Origin of the sequence: Blastococcus sp. KM273129, assembly GCF_021698995.1 — a bacterium.
Taxonomy (GTDB): Bacteria; Actinomycetota; Actinomycetes; order Mycobacteriales; family Geodermatophilaceae; genus Blastococcus.
The window spans coordinates 1-18441 of the sequence record NZ_SSXB01000035.1 but is presented as its reverse complement, the minus strand read 5'-3'; the positions used below and the strand labels follow the sequence as shown (position 1 = coordinate 18441).

The following is an 18441-nucleotide window of genomic DNA, read 5'->3' as shown; positions in this document are numbered from 1 at the left end:
CGCCCACCCGTCGTCGCGTGGCGGATCCGGCCCCGGGTGCCGCTCAGCGGCCGTCGACCGCCTGCCGGTCGCGTCCGCCGCCGGGCCGCATGCCGCGGCCGCCGCCGGCGATCCGGCCCAGGAGCAGGACCGCGCCCCACGGCACGATCACCCAGAACGGCCAGAAGTAGAGGAGCTCGCGCGACGCCAGCGACGACACGGCCCAGACCATCAGCACGATCACCGCGGTGCTCGCCCACGAGCCCCACTGGACCTGCTGGAGCCGCCCGTAGCCGCGGCCGCCGCACACCGGCGCCGGGTGCGCCGACCGCACCGGCGCGGGGCGGGGAGGGGCCGCGGGCAGGTCGGCGGTGAGCTCGGCGAGCTCCCCGAAGGTGCGGGCCGCGTACGCCCGGGCGAGCCGGTCGTCGTACTCGGCGACGGTCAGCCGGCCCTCCGACATGGCGCGGCCGAGGGTGCTGGCGACGGCGGCGCGGTCGGAATCGGCGGCGCGCAGGTGGGGCTCGGCCACGGTGCTCTCCTCGTTCGGGGACACCAGTCTGGGCCGCGGCCCCCCGCCAGGACCACTGACAGCTGTCACCGGTTCCACGTGGAACCCGTCAGCCCGCGGGCGGCGCCGCCCCGGCGGTGAGGTGCCGGCCGATGACCATCCGCTGGATCTGGTTGGTCCCCTCGAAGATCTGCATGACCTTCGCCTCGCGCATGTACCGCTCGGCCGGGTGGTCGCGGGTGTAGCCGGCGCCGCCGAGCACCTGGACGGCGTCGGTGGTGACCTTCATGGCGGCGTCGGTGGCCACCAGCTTGGCGATGCTGGCCTGCCGGGAGAACGGCTTGCCGGCGTCCTTGCGGCGGGCGGCCACGAGGTAGGTGGCGCGCGCGGACTCGACGGCGGCGGCCATGTCGGCGAGCAGGAACTGCACGCCCTGGTGCTCGGCGATCGGGCGGCCGAACGCCTCCCGCTCCACGGCGTAGGCGACGGCGACGTCGAGGGCCGACTGGGCCAGCCCGACGGCGACGGCGCTGATGCCCAGCCGGCCGGAGTCCAGCGCACCCAGGGCGATGGCCATGCCGCGGCCGGGCTCGCCCACCAGCCGGTCGGCGGGGACGGGGACGTCGTCGAGCCGGATCGCCGCGGTCGTCGAGCCGGTCAGCCCCATCTTCTCCTCGGGCCGCGCGGCGCCGAAGCCGGGCAGGTCGGGGGTGAGGTGGAAGCAGGAGATGGCCCGCTCGCCGTCCGCGGGGGTGCGCAGGAACGTCGAGTAGAAGTCGGCGTGCCCGCCGTGGGTCACCCAGGCCTTCTCGCCGCGGGCCACCCAGCCCCCGTCGGCGGGGGTGGCGCTGGCGCGCATGGCGGCGACGTCCGAGCCGGCGTGCGCCTCCGAGAGCGAGTAGGCGCCGAGCAGGGTGCCGCCGACCATCTCCGGCAGCAGGTCGCGGCGCTGCGCCTCGGTGCCGAAGTTCGCGATGGGGGAGCAGGCCAGGGTGTGCACGCTGATGCCCAGCGCCACGGTGGCCCAGCGCGCGGCCAGCTCCTCGAGCACCTGCAGGTAGACGGCGTAGGGCTGCCCGCCGCCGCCGACCTCCTCGGGGAAGGGAAGCCCCATGAGCCCGGCCTCCCCGAGGAGGCGGAACACCTCGCGGGGGAAGCGCTCCTCGCGCTCGTGGACCGCCGCCTTCGGGGCCAGTTCGGCATCGGCGATCTCCCGGGTGAGGGCCAGCAGGTCCTCGGCCTCGGGCGTGGGCAGTTCGCGGTCGACCGGCACGGTGCTCCTTCGCATCGGGGCGTCCAGCGGACGGTACCTCCGGGAGCGGGCGCGGGCCGTTGGCAGGATCGGTCCCCGTGATCATCGAGGCGGCTGCCTGGGACGACCCCGACGTCCGGCGGCTCACCACCGACCAGCAGACCGAGGTGCGCGCCCGCTACGGCGGCAAGGACGAGCCGGGGACCCACCCGTCGGCGGCCGACGTCGCCGTGGTGCTGCTCGCCCGCGACGACGACGGGACGGCGCTGGGCTGCGGGGCCCTCCGTGCGCTCGGGGAGGGCGTGGCCGAGGTCAAGCGCATGTACGTCGTCCCGGCCGCACGGGGGCGCGGGGTGTCCAAGGCCGTGCTCGCCGCGCTCGAGGACGCGGCGTCGGCCCGCGGCTGGACGACGCTTCGGCTGGAGACCGGCCCGCTGCAGCCGGAGGCGGTCGGCCTCTACGCGGGTGTCGGCTACCGGCCGATCGCGGCCTTCGGCCACTACGTGGGGGACCCCGACGCGGCCGGTTCCCTCTTCTTCGAGCGGGCGGTCGCCGCACCGGGCCTCCCCGCGCCGGGCTGACGGGGGATCGCGGCCGGCTGTGTGAGGGTGGGGAGACGCGGTCGGGCGCCGGGATCCGATCGATCGCCGAAGGGACCCCCATGCGCATCCGCCCGCTCGCCGTGGCCGCCGTCGCGGCCGCCCTGCCCTTCTCGCTGTCCGCCTGCGGCGGCGCGAGCATCGAGGACTTCTGCGAGCAGTACCAGGCGATCGACCAGATCCAGTCGGACGAGACCGACCGGGCCAAGGCCGAGCTCGAGGAGCTGGCCGACGTCGTCCCGGACGAGGCCGGGGACGAGGTGCAGGAGGCCGTCGACCTCATGGCCGAGATGTTCCCGGCCGACGGCGACCTGGAGGGCGCGGTGACCAGCGGCGAGCTGAGCGAGGAGGACGCCCAGGAGTTCCTGACCGCGGCCGGGACCATCTCCGGCTACGGCGACGAGAACTGCGCCTGAGCCGGGGCGCCGAGTGCCGGGACCCCCCTGACGTGGCGAGAGGCGCGAGATCGGGGTTCCGGGGACGCCGGGCACCCCGATCCGGCGCACCTCGTCGCGGCGCGCGGTCACGTCGCCGGGTGTGGTGAGGTGACCGCATGCCCGACGCCTGGCCCGAGACCGACCGCACCGAGGTGGAGCTCACCGCCGGCGATGCCGTCCTCGCCGTCGACCTGCGCGGCGGCACGCTGCGCCGGCTCGCCGTCGGCACCTGGGAGGTTCTCGACGGCTACCCGGCGGGTGAGGTGCTGCCCGGCTGGCGCGGCGCCACCCTCGTCCCCTGGCCCAACCGGCTGCGGCACGGCCGGTGGAGCTGGCAGGGGGCCGAGCTGCAGCTCGACGTGCGCTCGCCCGAGGAGCCGCACGCCATCCACGGGCTGGTCACCTGGCAGCCCTGGACGGTGCTCGCGGAGGCGGACGGGTCCGTCACGGTCGGGACGACGGTCGAGCCGCAGCCGGGCTACCCGTTCCGGCTGGCCGTCGCGGTGGACCACGCCCTCGCCGCCGACCGGCTCACCAGCACGCTGCGGGTGCGCAACACCGGCGACCGGTCGGCGCCCGTCGGGGCCGGCTTCCACCCCTACCTCTCGGTCGGGGCGGTCGAGGACGGTGACATCGGCGAGGCGGAGCTGACGGTGCCGGCGCGCACCGAGCTGCTCCTGGACGGCGGGCTCCCGACCGGGGAACGACGGCCGTACGACGGCGACGTCGGCCGGATCGGCGACCGCGCGCTGGACACGCCGCTCACCGACCTGGCGCGCGACGGGGACGGCTGGTGGCACGTGCGGCTGCGGGGGAGCGCCGGCGAGCTCACCGTCTCCGCGGACACCGCCTGGCCGTGGCTGCAGGTCTACACCGGGGACACGCTGCCCGAGGGCCAGCGGCGGCGCAGCATCGCGGTGGAGCCGATGACCTGCCCGCCGAACGCGCTGGCCGACGGCGTGGACCTCCAGGTGGTCGAGCCCGGCGCGGAGTGGGCCGGCACCTGGTCGCTGGCCTGGACCCCGGCGGGCTGAGGTGCGCGTCGCCGAGCTGTGGCGCTACCCGGTGAAGTCGCTGCAGGGCGAGCGCATCACCGAGGCCGAGGTGGGCCCGCTCGGCCTGGCGGGCGACCGGCGGTGGGCGCTGTTCGACCGCGACACCGGCCTGGGGCTGACCGCCCGCCGGGTGCCCGAGCTCCTGTTCGGTGCGGCCCGGCTGCGGCCGGACGGCGGCGTCGAGGTGGTGCTGCCCGACGGCACCGTCACCGCCGACGAGGCGGTGCTGTCGCGCTGGCTGGGCCGCCGGGTGGAGCTGCGGTCGGCACCGGACGACGACGCCGACGTCCCCACCTACGAGTCCGCGGTGGACGACGACGAGCCCGATCCGGCGGAGTGGCGGCAGTGGGAGGGCGCACCGGGCCCCTTCCACGACAGCCCGCGGATCCGGCTGTCGCTGGTCTCCACCGGCACGCTGGGCACCTGGGACCGCCGCCGCTTCCGGGCCAACGTGGTCCTCGACGGCGCCGGGGAGGACGCGCTGCGCGGCACGGAGGCCGATCTCGGTGGGGCGCGGCTGCGGCTCGGCACCGGCATCCCGCGCTGCGTGATGACCACCCGGCCCCAGCCCGGCGGGATCGCGCGCGACACCTCTGTGCTCAAGACCGTGCTCCGCGAGCGGGAGGGCCTGCTCGCCGTGCGCGCCGCCGTCGTCACCCCGGGTCGGGTCCGGGTCGGTGACGAGCTGCGCCGGACGGCAGACTGAGCCCGTGCACACCGTCGACCTCCGCCCCGGCGAGGAGAGCATCCGGCTGGGCCAGCTGCTCAAGCTCGTCGACGCCGTCCCCACCGGCGCCCAGGTGAAGGACGTGCTGCTCTCGGGTGCGGTGACGGTCAACGGCGAGCCCGAGGACCGGCGCGGCCGGCAGCTGCGCTCCGGCGACGTCGTCACCATCGAGGGGCACGAGGACGTCCGCATCAGGTAACCGGTTCCACGTGGAACCGCCCAGGGAGGGAGCCGCATGACCGCACCGCTGGCGTCCCGGCTGCGCGGCTTCGGGACGACGATCTTCGCCGAGATGAGCGCGCTCGCCGTCGCCACCGGGTCGGTGAACCTCGGGCAGGGCTTCCCCGACTACCCCGGCCCGCCGGAGGTGCTCGACACCGCCCGCGCCGCCATCGGCACCGGGGCCGACCAGTACCCGCCCGGCCCCGGCATCCCCGAACTGCGCGCCGCCGTCGCCGCGCACCGGGAGCGGTGCACCGGCACCGCGTACGACGCCGACACCGAGGTGCTGGTCACCGCCGGCGCCACCGAGGCGCTGGCCGCCGCGATGCTCGCGCTGCTCGAGCCCGGCGACGAGGTGGTGCTCTTCGAGCCGATCTACGACAGCTACAGCGCCTCGGTCGCGATGGCCGGCGGCGTGGTGCGCCCGGTGCCGCTGCACCCGCCGGTGGACGGGGTGGGCCCGTGGAGCTTCGACGAGGCCGAGCTGCGGGCGGCGGTCACCCCGCGCACCCGCATCCTGCTGGTCAACTCCCCGCACAACCCGACCGGCACGGTGCTCACGCCCGAGGAGCTGGCCGTGCTCGCCGACCTCGCCACCGGCCACGACCTCACGGTGGTCACCGACGAGGTCTACGAGCACCTGGTCTTCGACGGTGCCCGGCACGTCTCCCTGGCCACCCTGCCGGGCATGCGCGAGCGCACCCTCGTCGTCTCCAGCGCGGGGAAGACGTTCAACGTGACCGGCTGGAAGGTCGGCTGGGTGTGCGGCCCGGCAGCGCTGGTGGCCGCCGTCCGCACCGCGAAGCAGTTCCTCACCTACGTCAACGCCGGGCCGTTCCAGCCGGCCGTGGCCGCCGGGCTGCAGCTCCCGGAGGCGTACTTCACCGGCATCGCCCGGGACCTGCAGTACCGGAGGGACGTCCTGGTCACCGGGTTGCGGGACGCCGGCCTGCCGGTGATCAGCCCGCAGGCGACCTACTTCGCCACCGTGGACGTGCGCGGGGTGCAGCCGGACGGCGACGGGCTGGCCTTCTGCCGGGCGCTGCCGGAGCGGGCGGGCGTCGTCGCGATCCCGACCGTGGTCTTCTACACGCCGGAGCACGCCGTCCTGGGGCGGCACCTGGTCCGGTTCGCGTTCTGCAAGAGCGACGCCGTCCTCGCCGAGGCGGTCGAGCGGCTGAGGAGGCTGGCATGAGGGTGGCTGCCGTGCAGCACGACATCGTCTGGGAGGACCGCGAGGCGAACTTCGCGCGGCTGGCCCGCCAGGTGGCCCGGGCCGCCGGGGCCGGCGCCGAGCTGGTGCTGCTCACCGAGACCTTCTCCACCGGCTTCTCGATGACGCCGGGCATCGGGGAGCCCGAGGACGGGCCCTCGGCGGCCTTCCTCGCCGCCCAGGCCGCCGAGCACAGGGTGTGGATCGGGGGCAGCTGCCCGGAGATCGCACCCGGGGAGGAGCTGCCCTACAACTCCTTCGTCCTCGCCGGGCCGGACGGCGCCACGCACCGGTACCGCAAGCTGCACCCGTTCACCCACGGCGGCGAGCACGAGCGGTTCCGCGCCGGCGACGGGCCGGTCACGCTGACCCTCGGGGGCCTGCGGATCACCCCGTTCATCTGCTACGACCTGCGCTTCGCCGACGTCTTCTGGCACGCCGCGCTGGAGACCGACCTGTACGTGGTGGTGGCCAACTGGCCGGCCGCCCGGCGGCACCACTGGCAGACCCTGCTGCAGGCCCGGGCGATCGAGAACCAGGCCTACGTGGTCGGGGTGAACCGCGTCGGCACCGCGGGGGACGGCACCGAGCACACCGGTGACAGCCGCATCATCAGCCCGATGGGCGAGCTGCTGGCGACCGCCGCCGGCAGCGAGACCATCGTGCTCGCCGACGTCGACGCCGCGGAGGTGGCGGCCACCCGCGACCGGCTGCGGTTCCTCGCCGACCGGCGCGGCTGAGCCGGTCAGGCCCGGGGTGCGTCCTCCCGGTCGACGGTGATCTGCTCCCTCAGCACCTGCTCGGTCACCGTCTCCCGGCCCTCGACCACCTCGGTCCGCAGCCGGACACGCTCGACCGGCACCACCTCGACGCCGAACACCGGCCGCTCGGCGTGCAGCACGATCTCGTCCGGCAGCCCGCTGGTGGCGGTGCCCTCGGCCACCAGCGACTCCTCGACGCCGTGGTCCCGTGCGGTGTCGTCGGCGGCCGTCCCGGTGCCCTCCATCGGCACCTCCTCCAGCCGGATCTCCTCGCGCCGCACCGGCACCGTCACCTGCACCTCCTCGGTGACGACGTACTTGACCAGGCGGACCCGCCGGGCGGCGACCTGCTCGGTGCCCACCTGGAGCCGCTCCTCGCTGCGGGTCATGGCACCAGGGGTGTGCCCCGCGGTGCCGGGTGCCCCGGTGCCGGCTGCCCCGGTGCCGTCGCGCTCCCGCTGCCGGCCCCCCGCTGCCCCGGCCGGCTCCCCGGCGAGGCCGTAGTGGCGGCGCAGTTCGGCCTCGTCTCCCGGGTCGAGGTGGGTGCCCTCCATGGCGGGGGCGCTCGTCACCGCCTCCGCGGTGACCGGCACCCGCAACCGGCCGTCCTCCCAGGACGCCTCGCGGGCCGGGACGATCGACTGCCGGGTGCCGAACAGCCCGGTGGTCACGGCGACCCAGGTCGGCTCCCCGGTCCGGTCGTCGACGAAGAAGTGTTCGACGGTGCCCAGCTTGTCGCCGCCGTCGCCGTAGGCGGTGCTGCCGATCGCGGCGGTGACCTCGTGCTGGCTCAACATGGGTCGGCTCCCCTCCGTGGGGCGCGCTCGGCCGCGCGCCACCCCGTCAGGGCTGCCCACCGGGCGGGCTCGGTGAACATCGCCGGTCAGCGGTCAGCCGCCGGGCACCACCAGGTCGACCACGACCGACCGGTGGTCGCTGCCCGCGACGGGGACGACGTCGCAGCCGGCGACGGCCAGCCGCGGGTCGACCAGCACGTGGTCCAGGCCCAGCCGCGGTACGGGGCAGCGCAGCGGGCTCCACGTCCGCAGGTGCCCGCGGCCGGCGGCGCGCGCGGCGTCCAGGTACCCGCGGCGCAGCACCGCGCGCAGTGCCGCGTGGTCCAGCGTGGCGTTGAAGTCGCCCGCCAGCACCCGCAGGACCGCGGGCTCCGGGCCGGGGAGCGCGGCCAGGTCCTCGGCCCACCCGCGGACGGCGTCCGGGGACGTCGCCGGCGGGCGGGTGTGCACCGAGGCCACCTCCAGCTCGGGCCCGGGCCCGCCGGGCAGCCGCACCGCGGGCTGCTCGAACCCGCCCGGCACCACGGTCCGGGCGCCCAGGGGCAGGCGGCTCCAGACCGCTCCGGAGGCCGCCGGCTCGCTGCCCGGGCGGGCCGGGACGACGTGGGCGTGCGGCAGCAGCTCCGCCAGCCCGGCGGCGAGCAGCCGCTGCTCCGCCTCGGGGGTGAGCTCCTGCACGGCGAGGAGGTCGACCGCGTGCCGGCGGACCAGGTCGACGACGGGCTCGGGCGGGACCAGCCCGCGCCGCAGGCTCACCGTGGCGATCCGCACCCGCCGGCCGGCCGGCGGGGGTGCGGCCGGGGGGCGGCCCCGGTGCGAGCGCACCGCGCCCACGAGCACCGCACCCGCGCCCGCGGCGAGCAGGGTCGCTGCCCGCGACCGGGCGCGCAGGGCGACCACGAGCGGCAGCACGGAGGTGCCGGCGGCGTAGGGGGTGAACGCCAGCGCGGGCACCAGCGGGAACCCCCGCTCGCCGCCGGTGCGGCGCAGGGCGGCCCACACCGCCCAGGGCGTGGCCGCCGCGACGGCCCACCGGCGGGCGGAGGTCGGGGCCATGGCCGCCACGCTAGCCAGGGCACCGGGGAGCCGCCGCCCGGCCCCGTGCCCTACCGTCGGCGCGTGGTCGCCGAGCAGCTCGAGATCGAGCGGAAGTTCGACGTCGACGCGGGGTTCGCCGTGCCCCGGCTCGACGGGGTCCCCGGCGTCGCGGCCGTCGGCGGACCCGTGGTGCACGAGCTGGCGGCCGTCTACCACGACACCCCGGACCTCCGGCTGGTGCGCGCCCGGGTCACGCTGCGCCGCCGCACCGGCGGACCGGACGAGGGCTGGCACCTCAAGCTGCCCGCCGGCGCGGCCCGCCGCGAGCTGCACGCGCCGCTGGCCGCCGGCACCGACGTGGCGCCGGCCGAGCTCCTCGAGGTGGTGGACGGCCTGCTCGCCGGGGAGCTGCCCGCACCGGTCGTGACGATGCGGACCCGGCGGGTGGTGACGGTGCTGCGCGACGACGCGGGCCGGGTGCTGGCCGAGCTGGCCGACGACGCGGTGACGGCGACGGTGCCCGGGGACGCCGGGGCGGCGCCCGAGGTGCGCAGCTGGCGGGAGCTGGAGGTCGAGCTCGTCGACGGCCCGGAAGCGGTCCTCGCCGCCGTGGGCGAGGTGCTGCTCGCCGCCGGTGCGCGCCCGTCACCGCGCGCATCGAAGCTGGCGCTCGCGCTCTACTCCCGACTGGGCGGCGGCTGACCCCACCCCCGGGAACGCCGCGCCGCAGCCGGTCGTCCATCCTCTGCACCGGCGCGCGCACCGACCGGACCCGCCCCGCTCCTTCCCAGCCCGGAGGTCCCCCTGTCCCTCATCGGCCTGCTGGGCTTCGGGACCGTCGTCCTGCTGGCCGTGGCGCTGCTGCACGCCTACCTGTGGTTCCGGCTGGTCCGGAGCACCACGGCGCCGGGCCGGCTGCGCCGCCTGCTGACGGTGCTCACCGTGGTGCTGGCCGTGCTGCCGGTGGCGGCGGTGCTCTCCCGCGGCTTCCTCCCGATCGAGGCCGCCGCACCGCTGAGCTGGATCGGCTACAGCTGGCTCGGCGTCGCCCTGTACGCCGTCCTCGCGCTGGTCATCCTGGAGCCGGTCCGCCTCCTGGGGAACCTGCGGATCCGGCGCGGTGACGGGGAAGTCGCACGCCAGGCCGTCCCGAGCGGGCCCCGGAGGGGTCCGGGATGGGACGACGCAGCGGCTCCTGTCGACCGGGGGACGGCACCTGGCCGCGGTGCCGTCCGGGAGGACGGCGATGGGCAGCGCGGGGCCGCCGGGGAGGGCGGCGCTGCCGTCGACCGGCGCCGCTTCCTGGCCCGGGGGCTGGCGGTCACCGCCGGCGCGGTGGCGCTGGGCACCGCCGGGACGGGCGCCTGGTTCGCCAACTCCGCGCCGGTCGTGCGGCGGGTCCCGATCACCCTGCGCGGGCTGGACCCGGCGCTGGACGGGCTCCGGATCGTCACCTTCTCCGACGGCCACCTGTCGGCCACCTACGGCGGCCGGCGGTTCGAGCGGGTGGTGGAGCTGGTCAACGAGCAGCGCCCGGACGTCGTGGCCATCGTGGGCGACCTGGTCGACGGCGGCGTCGACGAGCTGAGGGAGGACGTCGCCCCGCTGGCCGACCTGGTCAGCGAGCAGGGCGTCTACTTCGTCACCGGCAACCACGAGTACTTCGTCGACACCCAGGCCTGGATGCGGCACCTGCCGACGCTGGGCGTGGACGTGCTGCGCAACGAGCGGGTGGCGATCCGCCGCGGCGGCGCCTCCTTCGACCTGGCCGGGATCGACGACCGGACGGCGGCCTCCTCGGGGCTGCCGGGCCACGGCGCGGACCTGGACGCGGCGCTGGACGGGCGGGACGAGAGCACGCCGGTGGTCCTGCTGGCCCACCAGCCGGTGCAGGTGGCGCAGGCCGCGGCGGCCGGGGTGGACCTGCAGCTCTCGGGGCACACCCACGGCGGGCAGCTGTGGCCCTTCGACTACGCGGTGCGGCTGGACCAGCCCGCGGTCGAGGGCTGGTCGCGGCACGGCGACACCCAGCTGTACGTCACCTCGGGAGCGGGCTACTGGGGCCCGCCGATGCGCATCGGGGCCCGCCCGGAGATCACGGTCGTCGAGCTCCGCGCGCCCGGACGCTGACGTCGAGCCGCTCCGGACGACGTGGAGCCGCGTGCGCGCGCGGTTCGACGTCCCCCGGCGCGGCTGGACCCGCGGGGCGGTCGTGCCGCGGGATCAGGCCTGGGCGAGCACGTCGAAGGCGGCCTCGATGCACTCCTCCAGGGTGTGCTCGCCGTCGCCGTCGGCCCAGGTCAGCAACCCCGTCGTGTAGGCGGCGAGGTAGGCGCTGGCCACCACGAGGTCGGCCGGCCGCGGGCGGTCCCCGTCGGCGCAGGCGTGGGCGACCATCGTCGCGGTGATCCGGTCGAACTCCCCGGCGCGGTTCCGCAGCGTGCTGCTCCCGGCGATGATCTGCCAGCGCTTGTGCAGCTGGTCGCGCGCCTCCGCCCCGATCCCCGTCAGCGACTCGACCGCCGCCCGGCGGATGCGCACCGCGAGGGGCAGCTCGGCCGGCTGCGCGGAGATGAGCGCGGCGACCTGCTCCGGCGCCACGAGGCGCATCACCACGTGCTCCTTGCTCGGGTAGTGCGCGTAGAAGGTCGGCACCGACACGCCCGCCGCCTCGGCCAGGCGGCTCACGCTCACCTGGTCGAAGCCGTGGGTCTCGAACAGCCCCACGGCGGTCTGGAAGATGCGCTCGTGGGTCGCCTCCCACCTGCGCCTTCGCCAGTCCGGTGCGTCCGTCACCCGGCGATCATCGGTCGCCGGTCCGGTGGTCGCCAGCCGCGGCCCCCAGCTGAGATCCGGCCGTTACCGACCCGTCCGGGGTACGTGGACGTGACGTCTCATACGACATGACGACCAGACGTCTCTCCGGCCAGTACCTTTGACCCCGTGGTGAACCCCGTGGCCGGACCGAAGTACCTCTCGGTCCGCGAGCACCTGCGGCGCCGGGTCGCCGCCCTGCCCGAGCTGACGCTGCTGCCGCCCGAACCGGTCCTCTGCGCCGAGTACGGCGTCAGCCGCATCACCCTGCGGCGGGCGGTGGACGGGCTGGTGGCCGACGGGCACCTCGTGCGGGAGCAGGGCCGGGGCACCTACGTCACCCGCCCGGCCATCCGGCACGAGTACCGCGAGAGCTTCGTGCACCGCATCGCCGGGTTCAACTCCGTGATGACCGAGCAGGGGGCCCAGGTCGGCACCACGGTGCTCACCCAGCGGGTCGTCCCCGTGCCGGCGGCCGTGGCCACCGAGCTCCGGCTGGAACCGGCGTCCGACGTCGTGGAGCTGGTGCGGCTGCGCAGCGTCGACGGCACGCCGAACCACGTCGCGCACAGCTTCCTGCCGGCCGAGGCGTACCCCGGGGCGGTCGACGCCGACTTCAGCGAGGGCTCGCTCTACGACTACCTGCGCCGGGAGTACTCCGCGGACCTCGCCCACGCGCGCATCGTGGTCGACGTCGGCACCGCCGCGCCGGACGAGGCCGAGGCGCTGGGCGTGGTCGCGGGCTCGCCGCTGCTGGTGGTGCGGACGACGGTGCGCGACAGCGAGGGGCGGCCGCAGGTGCACAGCTTCTCCCGGCTGCGCCCCGACGTCAGCCAGGTGGAGTTCGAGGTCTCGGTGGGAGGCCGCTGAGGTGCTGACGACCGCGACCGGGAGCCGTGAGGTGCCGCAGCGCCGTGCGGAGGTCTGGCGGGCGCTGGCGGTGCTCGAGCCCTACTGCGCCGTCTGCGACGTCTCCTACGTGCTGGAGCGCTCCGGACCGCCCCGCGTGGGCACGACCTTCATCTGCGCGCCCGGCGAGCTCGCGGGCGCCGAACCGCGACCGGGCGCACCCCGCGGCGAGATCGTGACCTGGGAGCCGCGGTCGCGCGTCGGCACCCGGCTGGAGCTCACGCCGGAGACGTGGACGACGGAGATCGAGCTCGCCGACACCGCCGGAGGCGGCACCCGGGTGACGATCACCGTGGGGCACGAGCCGACGGGTGGGAGCCGGGTGTTCCACCGGCTGACGCGGAACGCCGTCCGCCGGCTGGTGCAGCGCACCGTCGACGCCGAGCTGGCCAAGGTGCCCGCGCACGTCGCCCAGGCGAGCGGGCGCGGCTGACCTGCGCCGGTGGCGGCTCGTCCTTACCTCGTGCCCGGCAGTGACCGCCACCTCTATCGAGGGAATGACGCATCACCGCAAACTGCGCGGGTAGAGGACTCCGCAGCGCTCCGGCGTCGCGCCCCGGTCCGATGCCGGGACGACGGCGACGCCGGCGAACGGAGGAGAGCAGCATGATCGGATTTCTCGTGGCCGGCCTCATCATCGGCGCCCTGGCGCGGCTGATCGTCCCGGGCAAGCAGAACCTCGGCATCTTCGCCACGCTGGCGCTGGGCCTCGTGGGCTCGCTGATCGGCGGCCTGATCGCCCAGTTCTTCGGCACCGGTGACATCTGGGAGCTCAACGTGCTGGGCTTCGTGCTCGCCGTCGTCGCCGCGGTGCTGCTGATCGGCGTCGCCGAGGGGATCGCCGGCAAGAACAAGCGCGGCGCCGTCCGCTGACCGCGCCCCGGGGAGGCCGCCGGGCTCAGAGCTCGACGGACTCCCCGGGTGACAGCCGCGCGTAGGGCGTCGGGGTGCCGGGGCCGCGTTCCCCGAGCAGCCCGCTCAGCACGCCGAGCCCGGTCTCGTTGAGCAGCCCGTCGTGCACCGCGAACGCCTGGTCGGCGTGCACCTCGCGCACGTAGTCGATGACCTCGGCCGTGCGCGACCACGGTGCGTGCAGCGGCAGCAGCAGGGTCGGCACCGGCGCCCCCGGCACGGTGAAGGCGTCGCCGGGGTGGAACACCTGCCCCTCGACGAGGAAGCCGATGTTGGCCACCCGGGCGAGGTCGGGGTGGATCTCGGCGTGCAGTTCGCCGTGCACCTGCACCTCGAAGCCCGCGACCGTGACCGCGTCACCGGCCCCGACCACGTGCACCCGGCTCCCGGCCCCCTCCAGGGCGGCCGCCACCGAGCGGTTGGTCCACACCTCGAGCGACGGGGTGGCCTCGAGCGCCGCCCGCAGCCGGTCGGGGACGAAGTGGTCGGGGTGCTCGTGCGTGACCAGCACCGCCGTCGCGCCGTCGAGCGCCACCGGGTCGGTGAACGCGCCCGGGTCGATGACCAGCCGCCGCTCGCCGTCGGAGAGGACCACGCAGGCGTGCCCGTGCTTGGTGAGCTCCATGCCCCGATCCTGCACCCCGCCCGACGGCCTCACCCGTCGGGGTGAGCTCCCGGCCGCGGGCCGTCACCCGCGGCGGCCGCGCTGCCGACGTCGTCCCCATGATGGTGCAGACCACCGCGTTCGCCGCCGCCCGCAGCCGCGCCCACGGCCCGACCGCCGCGCTGTGGCACGCCGTGGAGCTGCACCGGCCGCCGGCCGAGGTGGACAGCGCCTGCGAGCTCACCGTCTGCGGCGCCCTGGCCCGGGTCACCACCGAGCAGCCCTGGCCGCCGCGGGCCTCCGACGTCTGCCCCGCGTGCACCGCGATCACGCGGGTGACCCGGTCGCCGGGAACGGTGATCCCCTGACGCCCTGCCGCCGGCCGGATCCGCCCGCCCGGCGGCAGGTGCACGACCGCTGCGACGCGGCTCCTCAGCGGCCGGTGAACCGCGGGGCGCGCTTGGCGAGGAACGCCTCGACGGCCTCGCGGTGGTCGGCGGACTGCCCGACCTCGTTCTGCAGCCGCCCCTCCAGCGCCAGCGTCTCCTCCAGGGAGTCGGTGGCCGCGGTGGCGAGCACCGTCTTCACCGCCCGGTAGGCAGCGGTCGGCCCCGCGGCCAGCCGGGACGCCAGCGCCTGCGCCTCCGGCAGCACCTGCTCCGGGGCCACCACCCGGTGCACCAGCCCCCACTCGGCGGCGGTCTCGGCGAGGAAGGGCTCGGGCAGCAGCAGCAGCTCGGCGGCGCGCGAGCCGCCCACGCTGTGCACGAGCCTGGAGGCCAGCGCCGAGTCGCTGGACAGGCCGATGCCGGTGAACGCGGTGGTGAACTTCGCGCCGGCCGCGGCGACCCGCAGGTCGCCGGCGAGCGCCAGCCCGAGCCCCGCCCCGGCGCAGGCGCCGTTGATCCCCACGACGACCGGGACCCGGAGGCCGGCCAGGGCCAGCACCAGCGGGTTGTACTCCTGCTCCACCACCGACAGCGGGGCCTCCGCGCCACCCTGCATCTCCGCCAGGTGCTCGCCCAGGTCCTGCCCGACGCAGAAGGCGCGCCCGGTACCGGTGAGCAGCACCGCGCGCACCGATCCGTCCGCCGCGACGTCCTGCACCGCGGCCAGCAGGTCGGCACGGGAGGCGTGGGTCAGGCCCGGGCGCAGCAGGGTGAGGGTCGCGACGCCGTCGGCGTCCTCCCGGGTCACGGTGTCGGTCAACGTCGCCCCGCCTTCCGGTCGCGGTCGGCCGCACGCGGCGGCCCTGTCGGCGATCACCTTGCCAGGCGGGCGCGCGACCGCGTGCGCGGTGTGCGGCGAGGTCGTCGGCCACGCCCCAGGTCGACGTCCCCGGTCGGCGCCGGACCGGCCGGCGTAGCCCTCCCTGCACGAACTGCAACCGGCGCGCCGGTGTGGCGGGTGGGACGGACGGGGCGGGAGAGGGCATCCTCGGGGGTGGTGGACGATGGTCCCCGTTCTGCGGAGCCCGGTGCCCCGCGGGACCGACAGTGGAGGGGTGCGGGCGGTGCGCGGGCCCTGTGCGGCGACGCCACGGCCTGTGCCATCAGGCCGGACGGACGAGGAGTGACCCCCGTGGTGGAGCCAGGACGCAGGCGCCTGGGTGACCGCTACGAGCTGCAGGAGCTCATCGCCGCCGGTGGCATGGGGCAGGTCTGGCAGGGGCTCGACGTGGCCCTGCACCGCCCGGTCGCGGTGAAGGTCCTGCGCAGCGAGTACACCGGCGACCCCACCTTCGTCGCCCGCTTCCGGGCCGAGGCGCAGCACGCCGCGGGGCTCAACCACCCGGGCATCGCCGCCGTCTACGACTACGGCGAGGAGACGGCCCGCGACGGCTCGGGGGAGACCCTGGCCTACCTCGTCATGGAGCTCGTCCAGGGTGAGCCGCTGTCGGCCCTGCTGCACCGGGAGGGCCGGCTGGACGCCGACCGGACCCTCTCGCTGCTCGGGCAGACCGCCGCCGCCCTGGCCGAGGCGCACCGCACCGGCCTGGTGCACCGCGACGTCAAGCCCGGCAACATCCTGGTGCGCCCCGACGGCACGGTGAAGATCACCGACTTCGGCATCGCCTGGTCGGCGCGCGGCGTCGCCCTCACCCGCACCGGGCAGGTCATCGGCACGCCGCAGTACCTCTCCCCGGAGCAGGCAGAGGGGCGGCACGCGACGCCGGCCAGCGACGTCTACGCCCTGGGGCTGATCGGCTACGAGTGCCTCACCGGGCACCCGGCGTTCGAGGGCGACAACGCGGTCACCATCGCGCTCAAGCAGGTCCAGCAGGAGCCCGAGCCGCTGCCCGGCGAGCTGCCGCCCGGCGTCCGGACGCTGATCTCCCGCGCGCTGGTGAAGGACCCCGGCGCGCGCTTCCCCGACGGCGCGAGCTTCGCCGTCGCCGTGGCCGCGGTGCGGGCCGGTCGCCGTCCCGACCCCGGCACGGTGACCGTGGACGCCGTGCCGCGGCGCCGCCGCCCGGGACGGGGGCGGCCTGCGGGCGCGTCCTCCCCGTCCGGCCGCCCGGGTGCGCGGGCGGCGCACCCGCCGGTCCCGCGGCGGCGCGGACGGCTGGCGGTCGTGCTGCTGCCCCTCATCGGGCTGCTGGCCGGCGCCGCGATCACCGCCACGCTGCTCCAGGCGCTCACCCAGGGCGGGACCCCGAGCACCGCCGCCGCGGCCGAGGAGCGGATCGACGGCAGCATCGTGCTGGAGGAGGCCGACTTCCTCGGCCGGCCCGTGGGCGAGGTCGCCGAGCGGCTCGCCGACCTGGGGCTGACCGTCACCGTGCGGGCCGAGGTGCGCGACGACGTCGACCCGGACGCCGTCACCGGGGTCGAGCCGGCCGGGCGCCCGCTGCGCGCCGGCGAGCGGGTGCTCGTCCGCTACGCCGCGTCCCCGGAGCAGCGGGACGGTCCGCGGGCGCCGGCGGTGACCGGTGCCGCCGACCGCGCCGGCACCTCCCACGCCGCTCCGACCACCGAGGCGCCTGCACCGACGACCCGCAGCGACACGGGTACCGGCTCCGGCACGGAGACCGGGACCGGTACGGGCACCGGTACCGGCTCCGGGACGGGCACCGGGACCGGCACCCCCACGGGGACGACGACGCCCAGCCTCCCGGGCAGCCCCGCCCCGACCGCCACCGGCACGGAGCCGGTGCCGACCACGACGCCCACGGCCACCACGACGCCCAGCGAGACCAGCGCCTCCCCGACGTCGGGCTCGACGAGCCCCGCCACGGAGCAGTGACCTCCCCCCACCGGCCGTCGTCGACCCTCCTCGGTGGGCGCTACGAGCTGCGGTCGCTGCTCGCGACCGGCGGCATGGGACAGGTCTGGCGGGGGCGCGACGTCGTCCTGCAGCGGACCGTCGCGGTGAAGGTGCTGCGCAGCGAGTACACCGGGGACGCCACCTTCCTCGCGCGGTTCCGGGCCGAGGCCCAGCACAGCGCCCTGCTGACGCACCGCAACATCGCCGCGCTGTTCGACTACGGCGAGTCCACCGCCGCCGACGGCGAGGCGCTGGCCTACCTGGTCATGGAGCTCGTCGAGGGGGAGTCGCTGGCCCAGGTGCTGGCCCGGGAGGGGCACCTCGCCGTGGACCGCACGCTGGACGTGCTGCACCAGACGGCGACCGGCCTGGCCGCTGCGCACGCCGCCGGCCTGGTGCACCGCGACGTGAAGCCGGGCAACCTCCTGGTCGGCGACGACGGCACGGTGAAGATCACCGACTTCGGGATCGCCTGGTCCGCCGCGAGCGCGCCGCTCACCCAGACCGGCCAGGTCGTCGGCACCGCGCACTACCTCTCGCCGGAGCAGGCCGGGGGCAGCAAGGCCGGGCCGGCCAGCGACATCTACGCACTCGGCATGATCGGGTTCGAGTGCCTCGCCGGGCACCGCGCCTTCGACGGCGACAACTCGGTGCAGATCGCGCTCCGCCAGCTGCGCGAGGAGCCGCCACCGCTGCCGGCCGACGTCCCGGAGCAGGTGCGCACGCTGATCGAGCGGGCCCTGCTCAAGGATCCGGCCGAGCGGTACCCCGACGGGGCCGCCTTCCGCGACGCCGTCGACGACGTCCGCGCCGGCCGGCTGCTGCCGCCGGTGGCCCGACCGGCCGGCACCCGGCCGCTCGACGTCCTGCCCGCGCCCGCGCCCGCGGCCCGGCCGCTCCGGTTGCGCCTGCTCGCCCCGCTGGTGGCGCTGGTCGTCGGCGTGGGGCTGGGCATCGCCGCCCTCCAGGTGTGGGGGGACGCCCCGGCCGACGCCGGCGGCGGGAGCAGCGAGGCCCCGGAGCCCGTGGTGCTGGCCGCCGCCGACTTCGTCGGCCGCCCGGTGGCCGAGGTGGAGGCCGAGCTCGCATCGGTCGGCCTGGGCGTGGAGCTCGTCGGCCGGGAGAGCGACGCCGTGCCCGCCGATCACGTGCTGGAGCTGGCGCCGGTGGGCGCCGTCGCCCCCGGCACGGTCGTCCTGGTCACCTACGCGATCGCGCCGCCGGAGCCGGAGCCCGCCCCGGTCGCGCCCGCGCCCGAGCAGCCGGTGGCCCCCGTCCCGGTACCGGTCGGGGACGGTGGCGGCGGCGACGAGGCGGACGACGACGGGGACGGCGGGGGTGAGG

Annotated in this window: 22 protein-coding genes; 15 read left to right on the top strand and 7 right to left on the bottom strand. The window is 76.4% G+C overall.

Translation table 11 applies throughout. The features are described 5' to 3' along the window. Window positions 1-43 precede the first annotated feature (43 nt). Window positions 44-511: a DUF1707 domain-containing protein gene (locus tag E9565_RS11740; RefSeq protein WP_236835193.1), complete on the bottom strand. Its 468-nt coding sequence runs from the start codon at window positions 509-511 to the stop codon at window positions 44-46. An 88-nt stretch (window positions 512-599) separates the two neighbouring features. Next, window positions 600-1763, bottom strand: a complete 1164-nt coding sequence (locus E9565_RS11735) for an acyl-CoA dehydrogenase family protein (RefSeq protein WP_236828414.1) — start codon at window positions 1761-1763, stop codon at window positions 600-602. Window positions 1764-1840: 77 nt separating this feature from the next. On the opposite strand from E9565_RS11735, the gene E9565_RS11730 reads away from it, so the two are divergent. The 7 genes from E9565_RS11730 to E9565_RS11700 all read left to right on the top strand — a co-directional run bounded on the left by E9565_RS11730 (window position 1841) and on the right by E9565_RS11700 (window position 6735). Then, window positions 1841-2323, top strand: coding sequence for a GNAT family N-acetyltransferase (locus E9565_RS11730; protein ID WP_236835191.1), 483 nt, complete (start codon window positions 1841-1843; stop codon window positions 2321-2323). An 80-nt stretch (window positions 2324-2403) separates the two neighbouring features. Then, the gene (locus tag E9565_RS11725; protein ID WP_236835189.1) at window positions 2404-2757 is read left to right on the top strand and encodes a hypothetical protein; all 354 of its coding nucleotides are present in this window, start codon (window positions 2404-2406) and stop codon (window positions 2755-2757) included. A 137-nt stretch (window positions 2758-2894) separates the two neighbouring features. Then, window positions 2895-3812, top strand: a complete 918-nt coding sequence (locus tag E9565_RS11720; RefSeq protein WP_236835187.1) for an aldose 1-epimerase family protein — start codon at window positions 2895-2897, stop codon at window positions 3810-3812. A 1-nt stretch (window position 3813) separates the two neighbouring features. Beyond that, a complete protein-coding gene (locus E9565_RS23240) occupies window positions 3814-4539 on the top strand; it encodes an MOSC domain-containing protein (RefSeq protein ID WP_236828418.1) in 726 nt (241 codons plus the stop codon). Between the two features lie 4 nt (window positions 4540-4543). After that, window positions 4544-4759, top strand: a complete 216-nt coding sequence (locus tag E9565_RS23235) for an RNA-binding S4 domain-containing protein (protein WP_236828419.1) — start codon at window positions 4544-4546, stop codon at window positions 4757-4759. Window positions 4760-4795: 36 nt separating this feature from the next. Further along, a complete protein-coding gene (locus tag E9565_RS11705) occupies window positions 4796-5977 on the top strand; it encodes a pyridoxal phosphate-dependent aminotransferase (protein WP_236835186.1) in 1182 nt (393 codons plus the stop codon). Then, window positions 5974-6735 (top strand): nitrilase-related carbon-nitrogen hydrolase, encoded by a 762-nt coding sequence (locus E9565_RS11700; protein WP_236835184.1) that lies wholly within the window; start codon window positions 5974-5976, stop codon window positions 6733-6735. The genes E9565_RS11705 and E9565_RS11700 overlap by 4 nt, the downstream gene beginning before the upstream one ends. 5 nt (window positions 6736-6740) lie before the next feature. On the opposite strand, the gene E9565_RS11695 is transcribed toward E9565_RS11700, so the two are convergent. Both E9565_RS11695 and E9565_RS11690 read right to left on the bottom strand, forming a co-directional pair. After that, window positions 6741-7553: a DUF2382 domain-containing protein gene (locus tag E9565_RS11695; RefSeq protein ID WP_236828422.1), complete on the bottom strand. Its 813-nt coding sequence runs from the start codon at window positions 7551-7553 to the stop codon at window positions 6741-6743. Window positions 7554-7646: 93 nt separating this feature from the next. Then, window positions 7647-8609 (bottom strand): endonuclease/exonuclease/phosphatase family protein, encoded by a 963-nt coding sequence (locus tag E9565_RS11690; RefSeq protein WP_236835182.1) that lies wholly within the window; start codon window positions 8607-8609, stop codon window positions 7647-7649. A 63-nt stretch (window positions 8610-8672) separates the two neighbouring features. On the opposite strand from E9565_RS11690, the gene E9565_RS11685 reads away from it, so the two are divergent. Together E9565_RS11685 and E9565_RS11680 are read left to right on the top strand one after the other, a co-directional pair. After that, window positions 8673-9293: a CYTH domain-containing protein gene (locus E9565_RS11685; RefSeq protein WP_236835180.1), complete on the top strand. Its 621-nt coding sequence runs from the start codon at window positions 8673-8675 to the stop codon at window positions 9291-9293. 150 nt (window positions 9294-9443) lie between these two features. Continuing rightward, the gene (locus tag E9565_RS11680; RefSeq protein ID WP_236835178.1) at window positions 9444-10721 is read left to right on the top strand and encodes a metallophosphoesterase; all 1278 of its coding nucleotides are present in this window, start codon (window positions 9444-9446) and stop codon (window positions 10719-10721) included. Between the two features lie 93 nt (window positions 10722-10814). On the opposite strand, the gene E9565_RS11675 is transcribed toward E9565_RS11680, so the two are convergent. Beyond that, window positions 10815-11387 carry a TetR/AcrR family transcriptional regulator gene (locus E9565_RS11675; RefSeq protein WP_236828426.1) on the bottom strand — a complete coding sequence of 191 codons (573 nt, stop codon included), beginning with the start codon at window positions 11385-11387 and terminating at the stop codon, window positions 10815-10817. 159 nt (window positions 11388-11546) lie between these two features. Here E9565_RS11675 and E9565_RS23230 point away from each other — a divergent pair, with 159 nt between their 5' ends. The 3 genes from E9565_RS23230 to E9565_RS11660 all read left to right on the top strand — a co-directional run bounded on the left by E9565_RS23230 (window position 11547) and on the right by E9565_RS11660 (window position 13187). Further along, window positions 11547-12275, top strand: a complete 729-nt coding sequence (locus E9565_RS23230; RefSeq protein WP_236828427.1) for a GntR family transcriptional regulator — start codon at window positions 11547-11549, stop codon at window positions 12273-12275. Between the two features lie 31 nt (window positions 12276-12306). Continuing rightward, entirely contained in the window at window positions 12307-12747 is a 441-nt protein-coding gene (locus E9565_RS11665; RefSeq protein ID WP_236828428.1) for an SRPBCC family protein, read from the top strand. 173 nt (window positions 12748-12920) lie between these two features. Beyond that, window positions 12921-13187, top strand: coding sequence for a GlsB/YeaQ/YmgE family stress response membrane protein (locus tag E9565_RS11660; protein WP_236828429.1), 267 nt, complete (start codon window positions 12921-12923; stop codon window positions 13185-13187). A 25-nt stretch (window positions 13188-13212) separates the two neighbouring features. Here E9565_RS11660 and E9565_RS11655 read toward each other — a convergent pair whose 3' ends face one another. After that, window positions 13213-13851: an MBL fold metallo-hydrolase gene (locus tag E9565_RS11655; RefSeq protein WP_236835176.1), complete on the bottom strand. Its 639-nt coding sequence runs from the start codon at window positions 13849-13851 to the stop codon at window positions 13213-13215. A 41-nt stretch (window positions 13852-13892) separates the two neighbouring features. Here E9565_RS11655 and E9565_RS11650 point away from each other — a divergent pair, with 41 nt between their 5' ends. After that, window positions 13893-14198: a hypothetical protein gene (locus E9565_RS11650; RefSeq protein ID WP_236828431.1), complete on the top strand. Its 306-nt coding sequence runs from the start codon at window positions 13893-13895 to the stop codon at window positions 14196-14198. Window positions 14199-14262: 64 nt separating this feature from the next. Here the strand turns inward: E9565_RS11650 and E9565_RS11645 are convergent, their stop codons facing one another. Then, complete coding sequence (locus E9565_RS11645; protein WP_236835174.1) at window positions 14263-15039, bottom strand: enoyl-CoA hydratase-related protein; 777 nt, start codon at window positions 15037-15039, stop codon at window positions 14263-14265. A 372-nt stretch (window positions 15040-15411) separates the two neighbouring features. Here E9565_RS11645 and E9565_RS22950 point away from each other — a divergent pair, with 372 nt between their 5' ends. Together E9565_RS22950 and E9565_RS11635 are read left to right on the top strand one after the other, a co-directional pair. Next, window positions 15412-17076, top strand: a complete 1665-nt coding sequence (locus E9565_RS22950; RefSeq protein WP_308196122.1) for a protein kinase — start codon at window positions 15412-15414, stop codon at window positions 17074-17076. Then, window positions 17073-18441: protein kinase (locus E9565_RS11635; RefSeq protein WP_236835168.1), on the top strand; the 1369-nt coding region annotated here is incomplete at its 3' end. The genes E9565_RS22950 and E9565_RS11635, both read left to right, overlap by 4 nt.

Coding starts and splice junctions, on each gene's coding strand:
- E9565_RS11720 (WP_236835187.1), top strand. CDS start 2,895: ATGCCCGACGCCTGGCCCGAGACCGACCGCACCGAGGTGGAGCTCACC.
- E9565_RS11695 (WP_236828422.1), bottom strand. CDS start 7,553: ATGTTGAGCCAGCACGAGGTCACCGCCGCGATCGGCAGCACCGCCTAC.
- E9565_RS11705 (WP_236835186.1), top strand. CDS start 4,796: ATGACCGCACCGCTGGCGTCCCGGCTGCGCGGCTTCGGGACGACGATC.
- E9565_RS11660 (WP_236828429.1), top strand. CDS start 12,921: ATGATCGGATTTCTCGTGGCCGGCCTCATCATCGGCGCCCTGGCGCGG.
- E9565_RS11700 (WP_236835184.1), top strand. CDS start 5,974: ATGAGGGTGGCTGCCGTGCAGCACGACATCGTCTGGGAGGACCGCGAG.
- E9565_RS11690 (WP_236835182.1), bottom strand. CDS start 8,609: ATGGCCCCGACCTCCGCCCGCCGGTGGGCCGTCGCGGCGGCCACGCCC.
- E9565_RS11725 (WP_236835189.1), top strand. CDS start 2,404: ATGCGCATCCGCCCGCTCGCCGTGGCCGCCGTCGCGGCCGCCCTGCCC.
- E9565_RS11655 (WP_236835176.1), bottom strand. CDS start 13,851: ATGGAGCTCACCAAGCACGGGCACGCCTGCGTGGTCCTCTCCGACGGC.